At 37.9% G+C, this 23,358-nt stretch carries 20 protein-coding genes, 2 tRNA genes and 2 rRNA genes (1 of these 24 running past the window's edge); 10 read left to right on the top strand and 14 right to left on the bottom strand.

From position 1 onward, the window contains the following. Nucleotides 1-90: 90 nt before the first annotated feature. Entirely contained in the window at nucleotides 91-816 is a 726-nt protein-coding gene (locus MHB74_RS01555; RefSeq protein ID WP_061679616.1) for a M48 family metallopeptidase, read from the top strand. Nucleotides 817-850: 34 nt separating this feature from the next. Here the strand turns inward: MHB74_RS01555 and MHB74_RS01550 are convergent, their stop codons facing one another. Genes MHB74_RS01550 through MHB74_RS01540 form a run of 3 tightly spaced genes read right to left on the bottom strand, consistent with a single transcriptional unit; the run spans nucleotide 851 to nucleotide 6,617 of the window. Continuing rightward, a complete protein-coding gene (locus MHB74_RS01550) occupies nucleotides 851-3,778 on the bottom strand; it encodes a type I restriction endonuclease subunit R (RefSeq protein ID WP_061679615.1) in 2,928 nt (975 codons plus the stop codon). 32 nt (nucleotides 3,779-3,810) lie between these two features. After that, complete coding sequence (locus tag MHB74_RS01545; protein WP_061679614.1) at nucleotides 3,811-5,124, bottom strand: restriction endonuclease subunit S; 1,314 nt, start codon at nucleotides 5,122-5,124, stop codon at nucleotides 3,811-3,813. Beyond that, entirely contained in the window at nucleotides 5,124-6,617 is a 1,494-nt protein-coding gene (locus MHB74_RS01540) for a type I restriction-modification system subunit M (protein WP_061679613.1), read from the bottom strand. Before MHB74_RS01540 ends, MHB74_RS01545 begins: the two co-directional genes overlap by 1 nt. A 1,074-nt stretch (nucleotides 6,618-7,691) precedes the next feature. On the opposite strand from MHB74_RS01540, the gene MHB74_RS01535 reads away from it, so the two are divergent. The 6 genes from MHB74_RS01535 (at nucleotide 7,692) to MHB74_RS01510 (ending at nucleotide 12,681) form a co-directional block, all read left to right on the top strand. Beyond that, nucleotides 7,692-7,835, top strand: a complete 144-nt coding sequence (locus tag MHB74_RS01535; RefSeq protein WP_270401858.1) for a hypothetical protein — start codon at nucleotides 7,692-7,694, stop codon at nucleotides 7,833-7,835. Between the two features lie 44 nt (nucleotides 7,836-7,879). Continuing rightward, nucleotides 7,880-8,044, top strand: coding sequence for a hypothetical protein (locus MHB74_RS01530; RefSeq protein ID WP_270401855.1), 165 nt, complete (start codon nucleotides 7,880-7,882; stop codon nucleotides 8,042-8,044). Nucleotides 8,045-8,047: 3 nt separating this feature from the next. Continuing rightward, complete coding sequence (locus MHB74_RS01525; RefSeq protein WP_061679612.1) at nucleotides 8,048-9,442, top strand: recombinase family protein; 1,395 nt, start codon at nucleotides 8,048-8,050, stop codon at nucleotides 9,440-9,442. Next, nucleotides 9,439-10,914, top strand: a complete 1,476-nt coding sequence (locus MHB74_RS01520) for a recombinase family protein (protein ID WP_061679611.1) — start codon at nucleotides 9,439-9,441, stop codon at nucleotides 10,912-10,914. The genes MHB74_RS01525 and MHB74_RS01520 overlap by 4 nt, the downstream gene beginning before the upstream one ends. A gap of 222 nt (nucleotides 10,915-11,136) precedes the next feature. Continuing rightward, the gene (locus MHB74_RS01515) at nucleotides 11,137-11,370 is read left to right on the top strand and encodes a helix-turn-helix domain-containing protein (RefSeq protein WP_061679610.1); all 234 of its coding nucleotides are present in this window, start codon (nucleotides 11,137-11,139) and stop codon (nucleotides 11,368-11,370) included. A gap of 102 nt (nucleotides 11,371-11,472) precedes the next feature. Continuing rightward, on the top strand, nucleotides 11,473-12,681 hold the full coding sequence (locus MHB74_RS01510; RefSeq protein ID WP_061679609.1) for a site-specific integrase: 1,209 nt from the start codon (nucleotides 11,473-11,475) through the stop codon (nucleotides 12,679-12,681). 84 nt (nucleotides 12,682-12,765) lie between these two features. Here MHB74_RS01510 and groL read toward each other — a convergent pair whose 3' ends face one another. Together groL and groES are read right to left on the bottom strand one after the other, a co-directional pair. Continuing rightward, nucleotides 12,766-14,400 (bottom strand): chaperonin GroEL, encoded by a 1,635-nt coding sequence (groL, locus tag MHB74_RS01505; RefSeq protein ID WP_061679608.1) that lies wholly within the window; start codon nucleotides 14,398-14,400, stop codon nucleotides 12,766-12,768. A gap of 38 nt (nucleotides 14,401-14,438) precedes the next feature. Further along, nucleotides 14,439-14,723, bottom strand: a complete 285-nt coding sequence (gene groES, locus MHB74_RS01500; RefSeq protein ID WP_000917306.1) for a co-chaperone GroES — start codon at nucleotides 14,721-14,723, stop codon at nucleotides 14,439-14,441. A 401-nt stretch (nucleotides 14,724-15,124) separates the two neighbouring features. Here groES and MHB74_RS01495 point away from each other — a divergent pair, with 401 nt between their 5' ends. Together MHB74_RS01495 and MHB74_RS01490 are read left to right on the top strand one after the other, a co-directional pair. Then, the gene (locus MHB74_RS01495; protein ID WP_061679607.1) at nucleotides 15,125-15,874 is read left to right on the top strand and encodes a CPBP family intramembrane glutamic endopeptidase; all 750 of its coding nucleotides are present in this window, start codon (nucleotides 15,125-15,127) and stop codon (nucleotides 15,872-15,874) included. Beyond that, nucleotides 15,871-16,062 (top strand): YdiK family protein, encoded by a 192-nt coding sequence (locus MHB74_RS01490; RefSeq protein ID WP_001246201.1) that lies wholly within the window; start codon nucleotides 15,871-15,873, stop codon nucleotides 16,060-16,062. The genes MHB74_RS01495 and MHB74_RS01490 overlap by 4 nt, the downstream gene beginning before the upstream one ends. Nucleotides 16,063-16,091: 29 nt before the next feature. Here the strand turns inward: MHB74_RS01490 and MHB74_RS01485 are convergent, their stop codons facing one another. After that, the gene (locus MHB74_RS01485; RefSeq protein WP_000372703.1) at nucleotides 16,092-16,721 is read right to left on the bottom strand and encodes a redox-sensing transcriptional repressor Rex; all 630 of its coding nucleotides are present in this window, start codon (nucleotides 16,719-16,721) and stop codon (nucleotides 16,092-16,094) included. A gap of 187 nt (nucleotides 16,722-16,908) precedes the next feature. Here MHB74_RS01485 and MHB74_RS01480 point away from each other — a divergent pair, with 187 nt between their 5' ends. After that, a complete protein-coding gene (locus MHB74_RS01480) occupies nucleotides 16,909-18,843 on the top strand; it encodes an ABC-F family ATP-binding cassette domain-containing protein (protein WP_218926458.1) in 1,935 nt (644 codons plus the stop codon). Nucleotides 18,844-19,263: 420 nt separating this feature from the next. Here MHB74_RS01480 and tsaD read toward each other — a convergent pair whose 3' ends face one another. The 8 genes from tsaD to MHB74_RS01440 form a co-directional block, all read right to left on the bottom strand. Then, nucleotides 19,264-20,280, bottom strand: coding sequence for a tRNA (adenosine(37)-N6)-threonylcarbamoyltransferase complex transferase subunit TsaD (gene tsaD, locus MHB74_RS01475; RefSeq protein WP_061679605.1), 1,017 nt, complete (start codon nucleotides 20,278-20,280; stop codon nucleotides 19,264-19,266). Continuing rightward, complete coding sequence (gene rimI, locus MHB74_RS01470; RefSeq protein ID WP_000367199.1) at nucleotides 20,280-20,723, bottom strand: ribosomal protein S18-alanine N-acetyltransferase; 444 nt, start codon at nucleotides 20,721-20,723, stop codon at nucleotides 20,280-20,282. Before rimI ends, tsaD begins: the two co-directional genes overlap by 1 nt. A gap of 13 nt (nucleotides 20,724-20,736) precedes the next feature. Next, nucleotides 20,737-21,429: a tRNA (adenosine(37)-N6)-threonylcarbamoyltransferase complex dimerization subunit type 1 TsaB gene (tsaB, locus tag MHB74_RS01465; RefSeq protein ID WP_061679604.1), complete on the bottom strand. Its 693-nt coding sequence runs from the start codon at nucleotides 21,427-21,429 to the stop codon at nucleotides 20,737-20,739. Next, nucleotides 21,410-21,883, bottom strand: a complete 474-nt coding sequence (gene tsaE, locus MHB74_RS01460) for a tRNA (adenosine(37)-N6)-threonylcarbamoyltransferase complex ATPase subunit type 1 TsaE (RefSeq protein WP_061679603.1) — start codon at nucleotides 21,881-21,883, stop codon at nucleotides 21,410-21,412. Before tsaE ends, tsaB begins: the two co-directional genes overlap by 20 nt. A 174-nt stretch (nucleotides 21,884-22,057) precedes the next feature. Beyond that, nucleotides 22,058-22,133: transfer RNA gene (locus MHB74_RS01455), tRNA-Asp, on the bottom strand. 3 nt (nucleotides 22,134-22,136) lie between these two features. After that, nucleotides 22,137-22,213 (bottom strand) — tRNA-Met (locus MHB74_RS01450). Nucleotides 22,214-22,225: 12 nt separating this feature from the next. Then, a 5S ribosomal RNA gene (gene rrf, locus MHB74_RS01445) occupies nucleotides 22,226-22,341 on the bottom strand. A 50-nt stretch (nucleotides 22,342-22,391) separates the two neighbouring features. Beyond that, nucleotides 22,392-23,358 (bottom strand): 23S ribosomal RNA (locus MHB74_RS01440); it runs 1,955 nt beyond the window's last position.

The raw sequence follows: 23,358 nt of genomic DNA, 5'->3' as shown, positions 1-23,358 counted from the left end.
ATAAAAATTATAAAAAGGTGTAATTCCATTTATAATTTCCCCAAGACTTATTCTAAAGAGTTGATATAATACAATTAGGAGGAATACCAAATGCATTACATCAAATTCGGTTCACAAACAATAGAATATAAACTATCAAGAAGCAACCGTCGCAAAAGCGTATCCATTTCTGTAGACCAACATGGTGTTAAAGTTGTTGCTCCTACTGCTGCTGAACATAATATTATTGAAAATATATTGCATCAAAAAGGTGCTTGGATTAGAAATCAGTTGACTAGCTATGAAGAGATGAATCAAAATAGCTTAAAACGAAAGTTTGTATCAGGGGAGAAATTTCCTTATCTCGGTAGACACTATCGTCTTAAGGTGATAAAAATCAGTGATTCTTTAGAAACTTCTTTTCGTTTCCATAAGGGACAATTTGTAGCAGAGATTCATGAAGATGTTATAGAAGACCAACATAGAGATCTGTTATTACCTTTATATACTGAGTGGATTATGGAACGAGGCAACCAGTTTAGCAAAGAGCGAATGAAACGATTCACAATCAAGTTTTCTCATCATCCAAACTCTATCAAAATTAAAGACCAAGAACAACGCTGGGGCAGTTGTACACCAGCCGGCAATATCCTGTTGAACTGGCGCATCTTCTTAGCTCCTGCTTCTATTGTCGATTATGTATTAGCACATGAACTTGTACATTTAAAACATATGAACCATTCGCAGGAATACTGGGAAACACTGCGTATGCTACTTCCAGATTATGAAGCAAAGAAGGAATGGCTGAGAGTAAACGGCAAAACACTATATATATAAGAAAATGACCCGCAAATCATTGCCGGTCATTTTCTTATTTCTTCCCATATTGAGTTTCTGCCAGTGCAGTGAAATAGCCTGTTAATTCAAATGCTTCTTTCGGCTTTAATTTTTTCTTCAGCAGCATTATTTTTAAATCACCTGTCAATTCTCGTTTGAAGTCTGTTTTCGACGTCCAATCACTGATTGGTGATACTCGTTCTTCAATAAAGTTTTGGACTTCAACAGCTACTTCTTTTAACTGATAATCTTCACTGTCTTCACATACTTCTTGCAGCTTATTGTAATAAGGCTCTTGTAGATAGGTTAATCCACTCTTCGTATGACCGCTCGCTTTATCAAGCATCTCATCTCGAATAGCATCATACTGCTCTAGTAATTCAAAAATTGTTAGCTGACGGTCCTTATATCGTTCTACGAGTTCTTCCACTCTATCTTTTAAAGACGTGTAGAATACTTTATCTTCTTCAATACGCACAGATATTTCTTTCTTAATCGCATGTTCCATCTGCGCCGCTTTTGTTTCTGGTAGTACGTTCTTATCAATCTCTGCCTTAAAAGATGCATCTAAAATAGATACAGGATCTCGTGCATCAATTCCCTCAGAATACAAATAATCATGAACCAACTGTCGCACCTTTTCACCACAATCCGAAATATCCATTCCGTCATCAATCGAGAAGCGTGACTTGGCTAGTTGACGAACAACTCCCGCTCGCTTTAAATCATCTACAAATCGCTCCGCTTTTGGACTCGGGAGCACTTTATCCATACTTTCAGCAAAACGTTTATAAGCAATATCAAAATCAGCTCGTACATCCTCATCTACTAACCGTAAGATACTCTCTTCCAACTGATCCTTTTTCAATCCATCAAAAAAATTCATCGTTGAACGGTGGCGTTGTTCCAATCTCGGCAGTTCTTCATCAATGGAATGCAGAGCACCTTGTACATCATTAGAACTGAAGATTTCAAGAGCCTGGTCCAAAAAGCGAGATACGCCAAAATAATCTACAATCAACCCATATGATTTGTTCGCATCATACTTTCGGTTTGTTCGTGCAATTGCTTGTAATAAATTATGCTCTTTCAATGGCTTATCTAAATACATAACCTGTTCAATCGGCGCATCGAATCCTGTCAGCAACTTATCGCACACAATCAACATGGATAGCTTATCTTCAGAGAATGGCTTCTTGAATCGATCAATCAGTTGTTTCTCTTCCTCTTTCGATACATGGTGCTCCCTTAATTCTTCCTCATCATTTTGCCCCGCGGAAAAAATAACAGCCGTTTCAAACTTATTCATAGAATATTGATCTATTAACTTCTTATATTGAACAGCTGCATAACGGGAAACTGCCACGACTTGTGCTTTATAACCATTAACTAAAATTTTACTTTCAAAATGGTGAATAATATCAAGCACAATCTCTCTCATCCGTTCAGGAGCAGTCAATAGCAATTGATCATTTACATATTTCTGTTTAATTTTTTCTTTCGCTTCATCATCATACTCATGGAATGAGCGAGTGAACAATTCATCCAATGTTTCACCTTTTACATGAAGATTCGGCAAACGAGATTCATAGTAAATCGGTACGGTTGCACCATCTTCTACTGCCTGCTCAATCGTATATTTATCAATATACGAACCGAATTTCCCCGTAGTAGAGCGAGCTTTCTTATCAATAGGAGTACCTGTGAACCCAATGAAAGTGGCATTTGGCAACGCTTTTCGCATGTTCATAGCCAATCCTTTATATTGAGAACGATGAGATTCATCTGTCATGACGATGATATTTTCCGATTCGGAGATAATAGGAAAAGCTTTTTCCTCATCACCTTGAAACTTTTGAATCAGCGTCATGACTGTTGTACCTGGTCCTTTGGCTAATTGTTGCTTCAAATCAGCCACTGATGAAGCTTGAGTTGGATTAGGAAAACCTGATTGCTGGAATGTTTTCGTAATTTGGTCATCCAGATCTTGTCTGTCTGTTACAATGATAAGCATAGGATTTTCTAACTCTACTTGTCTACGTAGTTTCATCGCTAAGTACACCATCGTCAGTGATTTACCTGAACCCTGTGTATGCCATACAACACCACCACGTAAAGTCGGTTTCTTCTCTTTCATGATTCGCTCAATGGCTTTATTCACTGCTCGATATTGTTGATAACGAGCCAGCTTCTTCACTTTGCCGTCAAACACTATGAAGTTACGCATTAAATCAAGGATAGATTCTTTACGCAGTGTTCCCGACACTAATATGTCTTGAACACGGTTACTCCCTATTTCGTCAAACGTATATGGATAGGGATCTTTCCATAATCCGTAATGCTGAGCCTTTGCTAAAATCGTTCCTACTCTCGCCCGATCCCGACTGGTCACAATCAACATTTGGTTATACCAAAACAATTTTGGATTTGTGTCCATATAACGTTCAAACTGGCGAACACCTTCTGGCAACTGCTTATCCACTTGTACTTTCGGACTCTTGCATTCTATGAGAATAAGAGGAAATCCATTGATGAACAAGATAATGTCAGGACGAATCGTTCCCACTGCATTTTCGATCCTCAACTGATTCACAACGAGAAATTCATTGTTTTCAACATTATCAAAATCAAATAGCTGCACCGTTTGATTTTTCTTCCCGGCTCCTACATCTTGCAAGACGGAAATACCTTCACCAAACAACCAATCAAAGATGGTTTTATTCGCATGCCACACATCTTTTGCCTGCAGTGATATAAACTGCTTTACGACTTTCTCAACATTGTATTCCTCTATCCAAGGATTAAGCTTACGTATGGCACGAGCTAGACGCTCTTCCAATACAATACTAGCTTTTGAAGAACGGTCACCGTCTAGTTCTGTACCTACCATATGCGTATAACCATAACTTTTCAACTGTTCAATCAGCGGTAATTCCACCTCTGCATATTCTAATGCACTCATACTGTTCACCTCCTATGTATAAGAGAGACGGCTTACACCGTCACTCGAATCTTTCCTGTCAGAAGCTGTTGCATTAAGCCTTTTTTCAATACTAGATACTTTTCTTTTTCTTGTTCGTAGCTCTCGATCTGTTCGTCTACGGATGAAAGGATAGATGCTATTTTTTGTTGTTCATCTAAACTTGGTAACGGAACAACAAACTTGATAAAATCCTTAACATTAATATGTTTAATTGTTGAACCTACAAAAATATTTGAAAGTCGTTTTAAACCTACTGATGAATTTAAATAATAGGCAAGAAAATTAGAATCTATTCTGTCTTCAATTGGTCGAGTAATAATTAACGCATGGCAATAAACTCCGTTATAATTTGTTGTAACAACTGCTGTTGAACCAATATGGCCTGATTGAACAGTTAATAAATCATTTGTTTTAACTTGAGCCCTAGTATATTTTGCTGTGAAATCTGAATTTACATATACAGTTTTATTAAAATCAAATTTATTTTTACGGATATTATTACTTTGCAAATACAAAATCCCATCAGTTTCTTCAGTGTAAAAAGGGGTAGCAGTTCCTACAAAGCCATTAGAACAAAAACTGCTAATTTCACTTATTTTACCTACTTCCCACTCAGTAGGTATCTCTCCAAGCTCCGTCTGCTTAAATTCTGTATGCCCAATACCTTTTGTAAGCAATTGCTGCATTAAGCCTTTTTTCAGCTCTTTCGTTTTTTCAATCAGCTGTTCTGTATTCTCGATTTGCTCATCGACTGTTGAAAAGATTTCGGCGATTTTTTGTTGTTCTTTTAAACCCGGAACTGGAAATTTAAGCTGACGGATAACTTTAGAACTTAAGCCAGCCATAATACCCCCAACAGAAAGTTTCTTTATCTGTTGTTGTACTAAATCAGATTTAATTACATGTAATAGTAAATCATTTTTATAGACTTTCTCGTCTAAGCGTAATCTTAATAAATGAGAATCCATTATACCTGGCTCTGCATCTTTTGGCACAATTGCACATTTACCTATTGTCCCCATCATTGTTATGACAAAATCATTTGGAAGGAGCTCACATGATTTTAATTGACAGTACTTATTTTCATTTATAAATCTGTTTCCGAGAGTGAAGTCATTAACAAAAACATTTTCTTGGCCATATACTTTATAGCCTTCAGTTGTTAATGATTCTTTTTTCAACTGACTCCCAAAAGGACCAATTTTAATTGCACTTTTTTCAGGAACAACAATCTCTTCAGAATTCAGCACTTGCCACTCGCTCGGAATTTCTCCAAGTTCCGTCATCTTATATCCTTCACGTACCTCTCTGCTACTTACTATCATCACATTTCACCTAATCCTAACTCACGTAGGTATCCATTTAACTTTGCTTTTGTCTCTGAACGATTATTTTCTAAACCAGTAATACCTTTAATAACCTCTTCTAGGTTTACTTCTTCTTCTTCTTCAGATTTATCAATGTAACGTGTGATGTTTAAATTATAATCATTACTTCTAATTTCTTCTAACGAAACCACACGAGCATATTTCTCTACATCTTTATATGAATCAAATGAATCAACCAACTTTGCAAGGTCTTCATCTCGAAGTGTATTTTGATTCTTGCCTTCTTGATATTCGTCTTCCGCTGCAATGAAGAACACTTTTTCTTTTCGTTCTTCTACTTTATTTCGATTGAATATCAACATACAAGCCGGGATACCTGTTCCATAGAATAGGTTAGAAGGCAACCCAACAACCGCTTCTAATAAATCCGACTCTAATAAACCTTGACGGATTTTCCCTTCAGCGCCACCCCGGAATAGAACACCATGAGGCATAACGACTCCAGCCATTCCATCTGCTTTTAAAGATGCAATCATATGTTGGATGAACGCATAGTCTCCTGCATTCTTCGGTGGAATACCATACTGGAAACGACCGTATGAATCATGCTCCGCTTCTTCACGTCCCCACTCTTTTAAAGAAAATGGTGGATTCGCAATCACTCGGTCAAATAACATGATTTCACCGTCTTCCACAAGCTTAGGCTCACGAATGGTATCGCCCTTTTCAATGCGGTGGTCTGGTAGATTGTGCAATAGTAAGTTCATTTTCGCAATCGCCCATGTACCTAAGTTCTTCTCCTGGCCAAATAAAGATAGTGATTGTGGATTACCTTCATGTTCTTTTACATAATCAACAGATTGAATTAACATACCACCGGACCCACAGGTAGGGTCATAAACACGCATACCTTCTTGAGGTTTGATTAAGTTTACGATTAATTCAACCACTTTAGATGGCGTGTAGAATTCTCCACCTTTTTTCCCTGCATCATCGGCGAACATTTTAATTAAATACTCATAGGCACGTCCAAGCATATCAGGCTCAGAAAGGTTTGCATTACGCAAATCTAATAGAGAGAAATGTTGCAGTAGGCGTTGTAACACACTGTCTGACAACACTTCTTTACGGTTGAAATCAATCGGTGTCAAAACGCCTTCAAGTGTAACGTTTTCGTTTTCCAATGCTTCAAACGCTACATTGATTGCTGAACCAATATCAGCAGCATGCTTACGGATTTCTTCCCAACGCGCAGCTTCCGGTACATAGAATTGGTATTGATCGGGATCATCTGCTAACAGTCGTCCTATTTCTTCACCATGTTCTTGCACTAATTCTAATTTATGTTCTTCAAATACATCACTCAGACGCTTTAAAAATAACAATCCAAATATATAGTTTTTGTAATCACTAGAATCTACAGAGCCGCGTAAAATATCCGCTGATTTCCATAAATGGGATTCTAATTCTTGCAATGTTAATTGACTCATTATTATACCTGCCTTCATAATTCCTTATTTTCAAGTAATAAGACTTTAGATCTTCTTCCTTATTCTATCATAATCCAAATGATGTAATCGCATAATATTATCCATCAACTTGTCTGTAATATTAAACATTAACATGTGCAAAAAATACTTCTAGTTAAAGCTTGTCATTCCACTCTCTAAAGGTTTTACTACAGATACATTAATAAAACCCTATATGGTCGGAGCTGCTCCCTCTGTCAAAACGCTGTCATTGCTAGTTCTGACATGAATGAAACTAGAAACAAAATAATCGTGGGATTGCCCTTAAGTCACGCAAAAGAAGAGGTCTGGTGAGTTGAGCCGACGCAGAAAATCAACGTAGCAATCATTAGGCAAGGTCTTTACTGCTGTTTTCAGACTGGATTGTGAGCCTTAGAGGAGTGGGAGCAACTTCTTGCAGTAACAGTTCGGTGGAACGTTTCGATTGGCTACGGCCAATGGTGCTTGTCACGATATACGCGGGCGAAACTACGTATGCTTTGAGTTAAGCAAATGACAAGTTGAAGAAATTCAGGTATAAAACAGCAGCATCATCAAGATCCCAGCTTTACACTAAAGTTGTATCAAAAAGAAAATACCACCACCTCAGTCCTAGATTCTTTATGTTTCTAGAGACTGGGGTGGGTATATTCCATATTCGGAAACCCGCACTTGCCTAAAGTATGTATCTATTTGTCACTTCGCTCCTATTCTCCATTTTAGTTTTTCTCTATCACTTAATACGAAACAAAAATCATTATTCATCTTGACAAAATTTCTGAAATGCTTATATTCCTTCTACCGATTGATGAATTATCGCAATCAACATACTAGTAGGAGGAACATAAAACATGAAAAGAAAGACAAGTACACCTTCAGTGAAAATCCGTAACAATACAGCAACTTCTATCAAACATCTACAAAATCGAGGATTAGCATCATGAAGCAAACAGCTTTGAACATGAAGAACATTCAACAAACTGTAGAAGCTGGATTGCTATCATCTTTCCTTTTCAAGAAGTACGGAGAATACCAGAAGGAAAGGGAGTCTACGAAATGAATAAATCAATCGCATATCCGCTTCCCATACCAGGTAGCAAGAAAGCGTGCATTCGTGTATTCATCAAACGTGATGAACCACTATCAGCAGCTCAGTTACACCTTGAATTTCCTGAACTAGAGAAAATAGCGAAAGTATAAAATTCACCCCCTCCCGTCAATGATGATAGGACGGAGGTGAAACTATGAACAAACGAGTTAAGTTACGCGCTTCATCTGAATCAAATCCAGTAACTAATCAATGGATTCGCCATTTAATAGGGCGATTAATCATTGAACAGTTAGAGCTTCCAGAGAAGTTAAAGGCAAAGATTCTGTACGAAGTACCACACCACAGAAAGGAACGATAAAATATGAAGAAACACGTATTTTTCCGACGTGTAAGTACGGAAAAACAAGATTTAACGTTACAAGAAAAAGCAGATTTATCTTATCGAGAGAAGTTACTTGATGGTGAAATTATGATAATTGACGAGGTTGCGACTTCTGCAAATAAGTTATCTATATCCCAGCGACCATTAATGCAAGAACTCATCACTCTTATCGAAGGAGATCAAGTAGAATGCTTATATGTATTTGATCGATCACGACTATTTCGAAACTTTTACGAAGGGGTTTCATTTAATGACTTATGTAAGAAGCACAATGTAAAAATCGTCTTTACATCATCGAGCAATGGCCATATCGAGGCTACAAATATCTTCTGTTTAGAAGCATTTCTTTATATGCAAGGTGATGCAGAAGGAAAAAGTATCGCACGCCGTAGCCGAGAAATTCAGAAACGATATCCTCCTCAAAAACTTGGATATATAAAAGATAAAGTGGCTAAGAAGTATCAAAAGAATGAAGAGAAAGCACCGCTACTTACTTCTTTCTTCACAGATATCGCGAAATTAACATCAGTAGACGAGTTAGCACTGTTACTTAAAAAGTACAGTAAAGAATTAAAATGTTCCGATGAACGTCTAATAAAAATTGCGAGTGATCCATTTTATGCGGGCTATGATTTAAGTAAAGACACAATTAATCTTCCTTATGTAGACGCCTATCTTTCACTAGAAGAATTCAACCGTATTCAGCTAAACCAAGGACCATTGTTTCAAGCATATACAGATAGTATCTCAGCTTTGTTAGACGATGAGTTCTTTAAACCGATTTGTGGTCATTGTCTAAAACCGATGAATTATCATGTTGAAAAAGTAGAAAGAACTAGTTTCTTTAGTTGCACAAATAAACATCGAAAGATTGTCGTTTCCATGCATGATTTAAAGAACATCACTCGAAAAGTTTTAGAGACGATTCTTGAAAAGCTAAATACAAGCGCTTTGACAATGGACTCGATTCGCTTTTTGAACACGCTGAAACGTCAAATCCTTTCTGATATGCAGCAGATAGATCGACAAAGAGAAAAATTAGTGGACTCGTTTTTATTTGAAACAGAGGAATATTGCGCGACGTGGAAAGAACACCCTAAATACCAGCAGTATCAACTACTATTAGATGAAAAACAATTCTTATTGAACAAGCTAGATGAAATGAAGAAATCAATGGGAGAGAACACACAAATTGTTGAACTCGTTACGTACTATTTAAAAGAACAATGTTATTCCAGCTTCAAAACGCTATGTACCCTTCTTATCCGTAACATCATTGTGTACCCTGATTTTATTGATATAGAAACCTCTAAGATGGACTATGTACGAAACATGGAAACAGAGTTCATTTACGAAGGGGGCGAAGCGGGGTGAATATAGCTTATGGATATATTCGACGTTCATGTCGTAAACAAGAAGACAACAATAGCCTAGAATTTCAAAAGTCACAAATTCAAAGTTGTGCACGAAGGAATGGATTTGTCGTACCAGACGAATTTATCTTCGTTGAGGATGCGACGAGTGCATTCTCAAAGCGTGCTAATCAGCGGAAGGTGTTAATGGCATTAAAGAAGAAAATGATTGAATCCGATATTCCACGCGTTATTTTTAGCGAAGAATCACGAATGGACCGAACAGGATATACGTTTGTATTAGACTTCTACCAACCTCTTGTAGATCACTTTCCCAATGTAGAAGTATATACCGCAAACTCAAACACACCATTTAATCCAGATGATGACTTAGTAAAAATAACATTTATCTTATTTAGACAAGAATCGGAAATAAAGTCTGAACGAGCATTAGGTCTTTTGAAAAAGGAATTAGAAGAAAGCAAAAAAAAACGTCCTGGCGCAAAAGTACCATACGGTTACGACCAACAGAACGGCCAGCTTATCCCTAATGACAAAGCAGATATTGTTACGTTTATCTTCTTCCTGCATAGTTGGGGCATGTCACTCGGTAAGATTGCTTCCGTGCTGAACGAAGCATGTATCCCGTCTCCTAAAGATAAAGGATGGCGGACAAGTACCCTTGAAACTATTTTGAAGAACCCAATATATACAGGTACACTCGTCTGGAATATACGAAAAGGTCCTAGTAGAAAAGTATACGAATTCGATCATTTCAATGAACCATTAGTTGATCGTTTGTTACTGCATTTCATTCGCACTAACGTCAAACTACAGAAGGAATATGGTCGTCTCGAGACACCTTTCCTCTTCTTAAACAAACTAACTTGCAATCATTGTAACGAAAAGTTAGTCACACATAATGGCTCAACAAAACGTAACAATGAAAAGTATGTATATCAGTACTATGTGTGCAAACAGTGTCACTATAAATTAGATCTCGAAGATGTACATCAACACGCCTTATCAAAAACACTAGAACATGTCGCAAACTTTACTAGAGATGAAATACAACGTACAGCTACTGTAGATTATCTCGCTTCCCTAGAAATCACGTTAGAGGTAAATATAACCAATACCGAAAAAGAGCTTGATTTATTAGCATCAAAGGGTTGTATTGCTAAAGAACAAGGTGATCGCGAATTTGAACTTCTCATTTCACATCGCATGAATCAATTATTAGCTCAACTTCACTCTTATAAGAATAGCCAAATGACAATAGCTGATTTATACGACAGTATTCAATCCGGTCTCTTCTTCAATCGTTTCACCCATTTATTAGAGGATACGCTAAGCACATCTGAGAAACGGCTCATCATTCTGTACTTTGTAAGTGAAGTACGTGTATCGATGAATCAACCCGCGCAGGTTGTTTTTCATAATAACGTACTTGAAAGCCTCCATTTTCTTTCAACTGGAGAAAGTACCGAATGAATGAGCACTGTTACTAGATAAAGTATCGAGCGACAATCCCTATCCCATTAATAAAGAAAATACCGTTGTTACGAATCCCTTGTTATCAAGGGATTTTCAACGAATATGTTCGGTAGTTTATCTGTAATGGTATACCAATATGGATAGTATACCGAAAACTATTACAAGTATAGACAAAGAACCGAAAATTATACACAAAAGCAATTTTGGAGGGGTTTATTTATGAATAAAACAAAGCAATATACAACTTGGGAGTCATTACCCGACGCGTTAACAGCGTCTCATATCGCGCAATTTCTTGGAATCTCAAGAAAAACGGTATATGAATTATTCAAGCTACATGTAGAACACGGTGGCATCCCTAACTTTGATATTGGTGCTTCTAAACGGGTAGAGAAAGCCGATTTAGCTATGTGGATCAACAATCAAAAGCAGAAAAAAGCTCAAGCAATGTAGAATAGGAATTTCTCCTCGCATAGTAAACGTATCTGCTACATACGCAGTGGAGATAATAAATAATCACAGTAACATTACATCAAAGAAAAGAGGTTTACGAAAATGAAAGGACACTTCCATCGAAGAGGCTGCACATGTAAAAAGAAACGATGCACTTGCGGTTCAACTTGGAGCTTCGTAATTGATATTGGCAGAGACCCTGTTACCGGTAAAAGAAAACAAAAGACGAAAGGAGGGTTTCGAACAAAACAGGAAGCTGAATCAGCCGCTACAGAGTTTATATATGAAATTAATCAGGGTATGTTTGTACAAGAACAGAACGTTGTATTCAAAGACTTTGCAAGCGAATGGCTTCTTATATATAGCGAGAAGAATAACGTAAAACCGGGTACCATTCGTATTAGACAGCACGAAATCAATAAATTATTGCCTTACTTCTCTCTTCTGAAGCTAAAAGATATCACAACGAAACGATATCAAGATGCTTTAAATGATTTGAAAGCGAAAGGATATGCCGATAACACATTAGATGGTGTTCATCGTACTGGTCGAATGATTTTCAAGAAGGCCATTGAAAGGCGAATCATTAAAAACGACCCAACAGAGTTCGCTTATCTGAAGAAAGATAGAAAAACCATTGAGGAATTAGAAGAACAAGAAATCCCTAAATATATGGAAAAGGAAGAGCTAGCATTACTATTGCAAACATCCGCCCAAAAAGGATTAAATTTAGATTACTTAATCTTCCTTACCCTTTCCTACACAGGAATGCGCGTTGGTGAGTTAGTGGCGCTTAAGTGGAAAGACATTGACTTCGAAGAGCATACCATTAGCATTACGAAAACGTACTATAATCCGACTAATAATACGCTGGAATATCAACTAGTGCCACCTAAGACTAGAAGATCTAAGCGAACCATCATTGTAGATGAAGATGTTATTGCAACACTTAAAGAGCATATGGAATTACAAAAGAGAATAAAAGAACGTTTAGGTGAAGCTTATCTTGATGAAGGATTCATTTTCGCTAAGCATGACAGACAGCCCGGCTACCCCATCTTCATTAAGACTGTCGAAAATCGAATGGCTCGATTACTGAAGTTAGCGGGATTAAATACAGAGCTTACTCCTCACTCTTTACGTCATACGCATACATCGTTACTCGCAGAAGCGAGAGTAGGCTTAGAAGAGATTATGGATCGATTAGGCCATTGTGATGATGAAACAACGAAAAACGTTTATCTGCATGTAACGAAAGAAATGAAAAAAGAGGCTTCTCATAAATTTGCGCAATTAATGAGAAGCCTCTAATCAGGCGAGAAATGTTAGCAAAATGTTAGCATTGCTCTTATCCCTTATTCAAAAGCCTTGTGTATCAAGGGTTTTGGGGGCAGATTACATCATTCCGCCCATACCGCCCATGCCCATGCCGCCCATGTCAGGCATTGCTGGTGCATTTGGTTCTGGTTTGTCAGCTACTACAGCTTCAGTTGTTAAGAACATAGCTGCAACAGATGCTGCGTTTTGAAGTGCAGAGCGAGTTACTTTAGCTGGATCTACGATACCAGTTTCAAGCATGTTAACCCACTCGCCAGTAGCTGCGTTGAAACCAACGCCTACTTTTTCGCCTTTTAGACGCTCTACAACTACAGATCCTTCTAGACCAGCGTTGATTGCGATTTGACGAACTGGCTCTTCTAATGCGCGAAGTACGATGTTGATACCTGTTGCTTCGTCGCCTTCAGCTACGATAGAAGCTACTTTCGTGTATACGTTCATAAGTGAAGTACCACCACCTGCAACGATACCTTCTTCTACTGCTGCACGAGTTGAGTTAAGTGCATCTTCAATGCGAAGTTTGCGCTCTTTTAACTCAGTTTCAGTTGCTGCACCTACTTTAATTACTGCTACGCCACCTGCAAGTTTTGCAAGACGCTCTTGTAATTTTTCACGATCGAATTCAGAAGTTGTTTCTTCTAATTGCGCACGGATTTGACCGATGCGAGCTTCGATTTGTTGTGTATTTCCGATACCTTCAACTACAGTTGTGTTTTCTTTCGTTACAACGATTTTACCTGCGCGTCCTAAAGATTCAACTGTAGCAGATTTTAAGTCACGACCTAATTCTTCAGTGATTACTTCGCCACCAGTTAAGATTGCGATATCTTCTAGCATTGCTTTACGACGGTCACCAAATCCAGGAGCTTTAACAGCTACTACATTGAATGTACCACGAAGTTTGTTCACTACTAATGTAGCTAAAGCTTCGCCTTCTACGTCTTCAGCGATGATAAGAAGTGGTTTACCTTGTTGTACCACTTGCTCTAATACTGGTAAGATTTCTTGGATGTTAGAAATCTTTTTGTCAGTAATTAAGATGTATGGGTTATCAAGAACTGCTTCCATTTTGTCAGAATCAGTAATCATGTAAGGAGATGCATATCCACGATCAAATTGCATACCTTCTACTACGTCTAATTCTGTTGTGAATCCTTTAGACTCTTCTAAAGTAATAACACCGTCGTTACCAACGCGCTCCATTGCTTCAGCGATTAATTGACCTACTTCTTCGTCAGCTGCAGAAATAGCAGCTACTTGTGCGATAGAAGATTTACCTTCGATTGGTTTAGAAATCTCTTTTAATTCTGCAATTGCAGCAGTAACAGCTTTTTCGATACCTTTACGAAGACCCATTGGGTTCGCACCAGCTGTTACGTTTTTAAGACCTTCACGAATCATAGCTTGCGCTAATACAGTTGCAGTTGTTGTTCCGTCACCAGCTACATCATTTGTTTTGCTAGCAACTTCTGCTACTAATTTTGCACCCATATTTTCGAATGCATCTTCTAATTCGATTTCTTTTGCGATTGTTACACCATCATTTGTAATAAGTGGTGAACCAAATTTTTTCTCAAGTACAACGTTACGACCTTTTGGTCCAAGCGTTACTTTTACTGCGTTTGCAAGAGTGTCGACACCGCGAAGCATCGAACGACGTGCTTCTTCACTAAATTTAATATCTTTTGCCATAATAATTGACCCCCTTGGATTTTTTAAGATTTATATAATTAACCGATAACTGCTAAAATGTCACTTTCACGTAAAATCAAGTAGTCAGTACCTTCGTATTTTACTTCAGTACCTGCATATTTTGAGAAGATGATAAGATCACCTGCTGCTACCTCTAAAGCAACACGCTCACCATTTTCAAGCACTCGACCAGTACCTACTGCAATAACTTTACCCTCTTGTGGTTTTTCTTTTGCAGTGTCTGGTAATACAATACCACTTGCTGTTTTTTCTTCTGCTTGAACAAGCTCAATTACAACGCGATCACCTAATGGTTTTAGCATGAACAACAACCTCCTCATTTTGTTATGTAAATTTTCTTTATTAGCACTCAAGTCACCCGAGTGCTAACACACTTATAATAATAAATAATCTCAATTTCTTTTGCAAGTAAAAAAATCATAATTTTTTCGCAAATTAAGCTATACACTTTTCTATATAGAGTCTCTCTTCTTCTACCTTTACTATATGAATCGTTGTTTCCACTACTCGTATGTTACAATATGAAAGGACACCCTAAGTTGTTTTCGCTATACACACAACTTTCTCCTGTCTTCTATTATAATTTCAAATACGGATTTACAAAAAAAACATAATTTACGCGCGGTTTATATCGTAGGTAGCATATTTACATGTTATCCTACCTTATCTCATACACTAGAGTTAGAAAGGATGGTTAAACCATTTGAAAAAACAATATTGGTGGGTTATCGTTACATACATTTTAATGCAGTTATCATCCATTGCTGGATTACCACTTCTCCTAAAAACTGGACTTTATGATAACAAGGGCTTTACTAGAGAAGAGAAATTCCAGCTCATAACTGGACACTGGGCAATCATTAGCTTCTTTATTGCATTATGTATCGTACTTTGGTTACTTAGAACAGATATTCGCGACAGACGTTTAGATACAAAGCGCTCTACTATTCCAGCTACGATTGGTTGGATTTTTATCGGATTCTTCTTAGCATTTTTCTCGCAAAGTATTGCCGGTATGATAGAAATGCGTTTATTAGGAATTAAACCTGGATCAGAAAATACAGCGAGACTTATGGATATCGCTAGAACGACACCTTGGTTCCTTATCGTCATCTCTATAATAGGACCTATCTTGGAAGAAATCGTATTTAGAAAGATTTTATTTGGTACACTTTATAAGAAGTTTAACTTCTTTATTGCTGCTATCATTAGTTCTCTCGTATTCGCAGCAATTCATTTTGATTTCACTCACTTATTGGTATACACTTCTATGGGGCTCGTGTTCGCCTTTTTATATGTAAAAACGAAGCGTATTATCGTCCCTATCGCAGCTCATGTTGCTATGAATACATTAGTTGCAGTTGCTCAAGTTTTAATGAGCAATGAACAAATTCAAGAAATGATTAAAGAAGCTGAAAAAATGCAAGGCTTTATCGGAGGATTTTTAGTATGAGAAACTCACCATTGTTCATGGCTGCATTGTACTTCCTTCTAGGATGTATCTTTACACGCTTCGCCATTACGAACGTAACAGATACAATCTGGAATATGTGGACAATACTATTTGCAGTTATGGCAACAATTGATTTTAATTTGGCACTTCGCCTCATCTTAGTTAAATTCACAAAGAAAAAACAATAATAAAACGCAGAGGTCGCTTCCTCTGCGTTTTATTGTGGATAATTCTTCAAAAAGTAAACAAGTGTTTGTAACTCTACTGCTAAATCAATATGATGAATTCTTATATTGTCTGACACATTTAAGCGCGCTGGTGTAAAATTTAAAATACCATGCACGTTCGTTTCTGCCAATCTATCTGCTACAGATTGTGCTACTGTAGCGGGTACTGTTAATATTGCCACTTGTATATCAGTTGATAAACGTTCTTCTAATTCATCTAAATGATATACAGGAATGCCCCCGATTTCTGTTCCGACTTTCTCTTCACTAACGTCAAACGCCATTTCAATTTTTGTATTATTGTTTTTCGTGAAATTATAATGTAAGAAAGCGGTCCCTAAATTACCTACTCCAATAAGTGCTACACGTGTTATATCATCTTGGTCGAGTGTTTCACGGAAAAATGATAATAGATAATTTACGTTATATCCATAACCTTTTTTCCCTAACGCTCCAAAATATGAGAAATCTCTTCGAATCGTTGCGGAATCAACCTTTACCGCCTCGCTCAATTCTGCTGATGAAACACGTTGCTTACCAGAAAGAGATAAGTTTTGGATAAATCGATAGTATAGAGGCAATCGTTTGGCAGTGGCCTGTGGAATTTTTTGCTGATCCATATAACCTCTCCTCTCTTCCTATCTTTATTCATATACTTGAATCTAATACAGAAGTTTAGCACTCATGAATTTCCCTGTATAATAAAGAGAAGAAGAATTCTCTCTTTATTTTAAACTATACACTATTTTTAGTATGATTGAGAAATATAAACATGGCAAAGTTAAGAAATTATTTGAGGTGAAAACATTGATTTTATTACAAGTAAACGCGCTTTCGAAATTATACGGTGCAGAAACGATTCTTGCAAACATAAAATTGGAAGTTCAAACGAAAGATCGTATCGCATTAGTCGGACGAAATGGAGCCGGAAAATCTACGTTATTAAAAATAATAGCTGGTGAGCTGTCTCATGATGGTGGCGAAATTATAAAACCGAAAGATGTCTCAATCGGATACTTAGCTCAAAATACCGGTTTAGAAACGTCTTTAACAATTTGGGATGAAATGTTAACCGTCTTTACACACTTGCAGCAAATGGAGACAAAACTTCGAAGGCTAGAGCAAGAGATGGGAAAAGAAGAAAACTTTTCAAATGAGGCTACATACGAAAGATTATTAGCTGATTATGACCAATTACAATTAGATTATAAAGATCAAGGTGGCTATCAGTATGAAGCAGATATCCGCTCGATTTTAAGTGGTCTTGGCTTCCCAGTTGAAACGCACCAGACGACGATTTCTACATTAAGCGGTGGACAAAAGACACGATTAGCTCTCGGTAAATTATTATTAACGAAACCAGACCTACTTATTTTGGACGAGCCTACAAACCATTTAGACATCGAAACGTTAACATGGCTTGAACAATATTTACAAGGCTATCCTGGCGCAATACTAATCGTTTCCCATGACCGTTATTTCTTAGATAAACTCGTTACACAAGTATATGAAATTTCGAATAAAGAAAGCAGACGATTTGTTGGTAACTACAGTAAATATTTAGACTTAAAATCAGCGCTATACGAGCAAGAAATGAAACGTTATGAAAAACAACAAGATGAAATCGCTAAGCTTGAGGACTTTGTTCAAAAAAATATAGCGCGTGCATCTACGACAAAACGTGCTCAAAGCCGTCGTAAACAATTAGATCGAATGGAATTATTAACAAGACCATTAGGTGATTCTAAGTCAGCTTCCTTCCACTTCGATATCGAAAAACAAAGTGGAAATGATGTTTTACAAGTAAAGGATGCAACTATCGGCTATGATGAGGATCCGATTATTGAACATGTAACGATGCGCTTAACTCGCGGGGATAGCGTTGCTTTAGTTGGTCCAAACGGAATCGGGAAATCCACATTATTAAAATCACTTGTGAATAAGTTACCACTATTACATGGTGAAGTTTCTTTCGGATCCAATGTATCTGTTGGTTATTATGATCAAGAACAAGCAAACTTAACATCTTCTAAGCGGGTTTTAAATGAGTTATGGGATGAATATCCCTTGCAGCCTGAAAAAGAAATTCGCACGATATTAGGTAACTTCTTATTCACCGGGGATGATGTACTAAAACCAGTATCTTCTCTTAGTGGTGGACAAAAAGCTCGATTAGCTCTTGCAAAACTTATGATGCAAAAATCGAATTTATTAATTCTTGATGAGCCTACGAATCATCTTGATTTAAATAGTAAAGAGATTTTGGAGAATGCTTTAATTGATTATCCAGGTACCCTTCTATTTGTCTCACATGACCGCTACTTTATTAATCGTGTAACAACGACTGTTGTTGAGTTATCAACAGAAGGTGCACAAGAATATTTAGGTGACTACGATTACTACGTTGAAAAGAAAAATGAGATGATTGAACGCGCAGCATTTGAACAACAAGAACAGCAAGAAAGCCAAGCACCTGTTCAAAAAACTGTAGCCCAAGAAAAATTAAATTATCTCGAAGAAAAAGAGCGTAAACAATTAGAACGTCAACGCACTCGAAAAATTGAGGAGCTAGAACAAAACATTGTAGAATTTGAAGAAGAAATTGCTACGTTAGAAGATCAACTTTGCTTACCAGAAATATATGCAGATTATGAAAAAGCTAGTGAAATTACAACGAAAAAGCAAACACTGCAAGAACAACTTGATGCATGTATGGCAGAATGGGAAGAATTACATTTATAAGAGTATGAATAAGAAGGGTGTCTCATAAGTCGGGATTTTTGACTATGCGACATCCTTTTTGTCTTCTAGTTAGGATGAACGTCATATTGTATAAACAATTCGACACGACATATCGATTTACCGACAAAGTTTGACATTGTTAATAACCCCTATCATAAGAGCGTATTTCAAAATGTTTTTTAGAGATATCTTCTCGTTATTTATTTCCCGAAAAAGAATACACGTAAAGGTCAGACTTCATCTGATTTATCCACAAGTTTATACACATATCCACCTTTGTAAAATAAACTCCAAAATAACTTTTCCACATTATCCACAATTAATAAAAAAGTTATCAACATTTTATATACACAATAAAACCCACATTATCAACAGATAATATGGGTTTTATCCACAAGCTGTGGTTAATTTTGTGTATAACTATGCTTCAATATCTAATCCTGGATTTGCATTTAAAGCTAATGTAGCACGTTTTCCTTGTTCATATGCAATTGTACCTGCCGCCGCAATCATTGCCGCATTATCTGTGCATAAAGATAATGGAGGGATAATTAGCTCAATATTTTCTTTTTGTGCAAATTCTTCTTCTAAACGTGCACGAAGTCCTTTATTAGCAGCTACTCCACCAGCTAGAAGCAGTTGCTTTACGTTATACGCTTCTGCTGCACGGGATGCTTTCGTTACAAGCACATCTATTACACTCGCTTGGAAACTTGCTGCTAAATCTTCCGGTGCAATTTCTATCCCGCGTTGTTTTGCGTTATGCACAGTGTTGATAACTGCTGATTTCAATCCACTAAAGCTGAAATCATACGAATCAGGTTCTAGCCATGCACGAGGCAAATCAATTGTTGGTTCTCCTTCATGTGCAAGGCGATCAATATGAGGACCACCTGGATATGGCATAGATAACGTACGAGCTACTTTATCATATGCCTCTCCAGCTGCATCATCCCTCGTTTCACCAATCACTTCGAATGAACCATGCTCTTTCATATAAACAAGCTCCGTATGCCCACCAGATACAACAAGTGATAGTAGTGGGAATTGAACTTCTTTTACTAAACGATTCGCATAAATATGACCAGCGATATGATGAACACCAACTAGAGGAATATCATGTGCAAAAGCTACTGCTTTCGCTGCATTTACCCCTATTAAAAGCGCCCCTACTAAACCAGGTCCTTCTGTTACAGCAATTGCATCAATATCATCAAATGTGATATTTGCTTCTTTTAAAGCTTCTTCTAACACAACTGTAATTTCTTCTACATGATGACGGGATGCAATCTCTGGTACAACTCCGCCAAAACGTTTATGACTTTCAATTTGTGATGCAACTACGTTTGCAATAATTTCCGTTCCATTTTTAACAACTGCTACTGCTGTTTCATCACAACTTGTTTCAATACCAAGTATAATCGTATTTTTTTCCATTATATATTCACCCACATTACGAGACCATCTTCCTGATTGTCTGCATAGTATCGTTTACGAATTCCACCATTTTGAAATCCGTATTTTCTGTATAACTGTTTTGCTACTTCATTTGATACACGTACTTCAAGTGTCATCGTTTTTACCCCTAAATCTTTCGCTTCGGAAATAACTTCTTTCAATAAAGCATCTCCTAGCTTTTGACCTCTGTATTCTGGCAAAATAGCTATATTTGTTATATGTGATTCATCAATAATTATCCACAATCCACAATACCCAATTACACGACCATCTTTTTCTAGCACAACATAATGTGCATGTTCATTCGTCGTTAACTCACGGTGAAAGGCATCTGCAGTCCAAGGAGTTGAAAAAGACGCTTCTTCAATAGCTACAATTTGAGCGATATCATCGAGTTCCATCTTTCTAAATATCATATCCATCTTCTGCAAACCCCTACTTGTTTTGACTTTCTAACCACTTTGTTTCGGCCTCAGCTAAACGAAGGTAACTAGGAACAAATGAATGCACATCTTGTTCTTCTTTTTGCAATCCTAAGAACGCTAACTCACTTGGTCTTGGGTTATTTTTAGTGAAAGGAGCAAATACAGCTTGATTGCCTAAATGTTCTATTATTGTTTCTTTGTGCAGTTTAACATCGTTACCAATAAATAAAACCTGCTTGCCTTTATCTTTTAACATTTGCAACCAGTCTACAATAAGGATGATTCGGTCTTCTTCTATAGAAGTGACATTCTCTCCTTCATATGTATATAACCCAGTATAAATTTGTCCACGTCTTCCATCGAATAAAGGACAGATTAATCCATCAAAATTAGCTCCGTTTGCAGCTACTACCTCTAAACTTGATACACCTACAATCGGTATTTGAAGTGACCAAGCTAATGTTTTTGCAGCTGTCACACCTATGCGAACACCTGTATATGATCCAGGTCCAGCAGCTACAACGATTTTAGTTAATTCTTTCGGTTTTACACCGCATTCTTTTAACAGTTGTTCTACAGCTGGCATAAGACGTACAGAATGGTTTTTTGTTAAGTTTGTAATGATTTCCCCAATTACGTTTTCTTCCTCAATAAGGGATACACCCATTACGTAATTTGAAGTATCAATTGCTAGTACTTTCATCTTGTAATAGCTCCTCACATAATCTAATATATCGATCTCCAATTGGCTCGAGTACAATTTTCCTTGTATCATCTCCAGCATGGAATAAACTAATTTGTAACTTCTCATTTGGTAAAAATGCTTCTATTAAATGAGCCCATTCTACTACGGTAATTCCTTCACCGTAGAAATACTCATCAAAACCTAAGTCCTCTTCACTTTCTGCTAAGCGATACACGTCCATATGATATAGCGGCAATCTCCCTTTATATTCTTTAATAATATTAAAGGTAGGACTATTTACAACTCTTTTCACTCCAAGACCTTTTGCTAGTCCTTTTGTAAAAGTTGTCTTACCAGCCCCTAGATCTCCTTCTAAAATAATTACATCTTGTGCCCCGACAAGTCCACCTAGTTTTTCTGATAATCTTTGTGTTTCCTCAGAGGATTTTGTTGTTATTTCATATTTACTCACAGACTTCACCTACTTTACTCACAATGTTCTCTGCTCTTTATTATACAGGTTTTGAATATATAAAAAAGTCCTTAGGAGTTTTCCTAAGGATAGTTTGACTGTCTTTATTAGTTTTTTGTTAAAACAAATAAAAAAATACGAAACAACATGTTTCGTTCTTTTCTTTATATAAAATGGCGGTCCCGACCGGGGTCGAACCGGCGATCTCCTGCGTGACAGGCAGGCATGTTAACCACTACACCACGGGACCATTTGGTTGCGGGGACAGGATTTGAACCTGCGACCTTCGGGTTATGAGCCCGACGAGCTACCGTGCTGCTCCACCCCGCGATGATATAAATAGCCTGGCAACGTCCTACTCTCACAGGGACAAGGTCCCAACTACCATCGGCGCTAGAGAGCTTAACTTCCGTGTTCGGTATGGGAACGGGTGTGACCTCTCTGCCATCATTACCAGACTATTGAAGGTATATTCCTTCAAAACTAGATAACATTTGCTTCATATTATATGGTTAAGTCCTCGATCTATTAGTATTCGTCAGCTCCACATGTCACCATGCTTCCACCTCGAACCTATCAACCTGATCATCTTTCAGGGATCTTACTAGCTTACGCTATGGGAAATCTCATCTTGAGGGGGGCTTCATGCTTAGATGCTTTCAGCACTTATCCCTTCCGCACATAGCTACCCAGCTATGCCCTTGGCAGAACAACTGGTACACCAGCGGTGCGTCCATCCCGGTCCTCTCGTACTAAGGACAGCTCCTCTCAAATTTCCTACGCCCACGACGGATAGGGACCGAACTGTCTCACGACGTTCTGAACCCAGCTCGCGTACCGCTTTAATGGGCGAACAGCCCAACCCTTGGGACCGACTACAGCCCCAGGATGCGATGAGCCGACATCGAGGTGCCAAACCTCCCCGTCGATGTGGACTCTTGGGGGAGATAAGCCTGTTATCCCCGGGGTAGCTTTTATCCGTTGAGCGATGGCCCTTCCATGCGGAACCACCGGATCACTAAGCCCGACTTTCGTCCCTGCTCGACTTGTAGGTCTCGCAGTCAAGCTCCCTTATGCCTTTGCACTCTACGAATGATTTCCAACCATTCTGAGGGAACCTTTGGGCGCCTCCGTTACACTTTAGGAGGCGACCGCCCCAGTCAAACTGCCCACCTGACACTGTCTCCCGGGTCGATAAGACCCGTAGGTTAGAATTTCAATACATTCAGGGCGGTATCCCACCAGCGCCTCCACCGAAGCTAGCGCTCCGGTTTCAATGGCTCCCGCCTATCCTGTACAAAATGTACCAAAATTCAATATCAGGCTACAGTAAAGCTCCACGGGGTCTTTCCGTCCTGTCGCGGGTAACCTGCATCTTCACAGGTACTATAATTTCACCGAGTCTCTGGTTGAGACAGTGCCCAAATCGTTACACCTTTCGTGCGGGTCGGAACTTACCCGACAAGGAATTTCGC

It is taken from the genome of Bacillus sp. FSL K6-0069 (assembly GCF_038007785.1).
GTDB lineage: Bacteria > Bacillota > Bacilli > Bacillales > Bacillaceae_G > Bacillus_A > Bacillus_A mobilis.
This window is presented reverse-complemented; position numbering and strand designations above follow the sequence as displayed.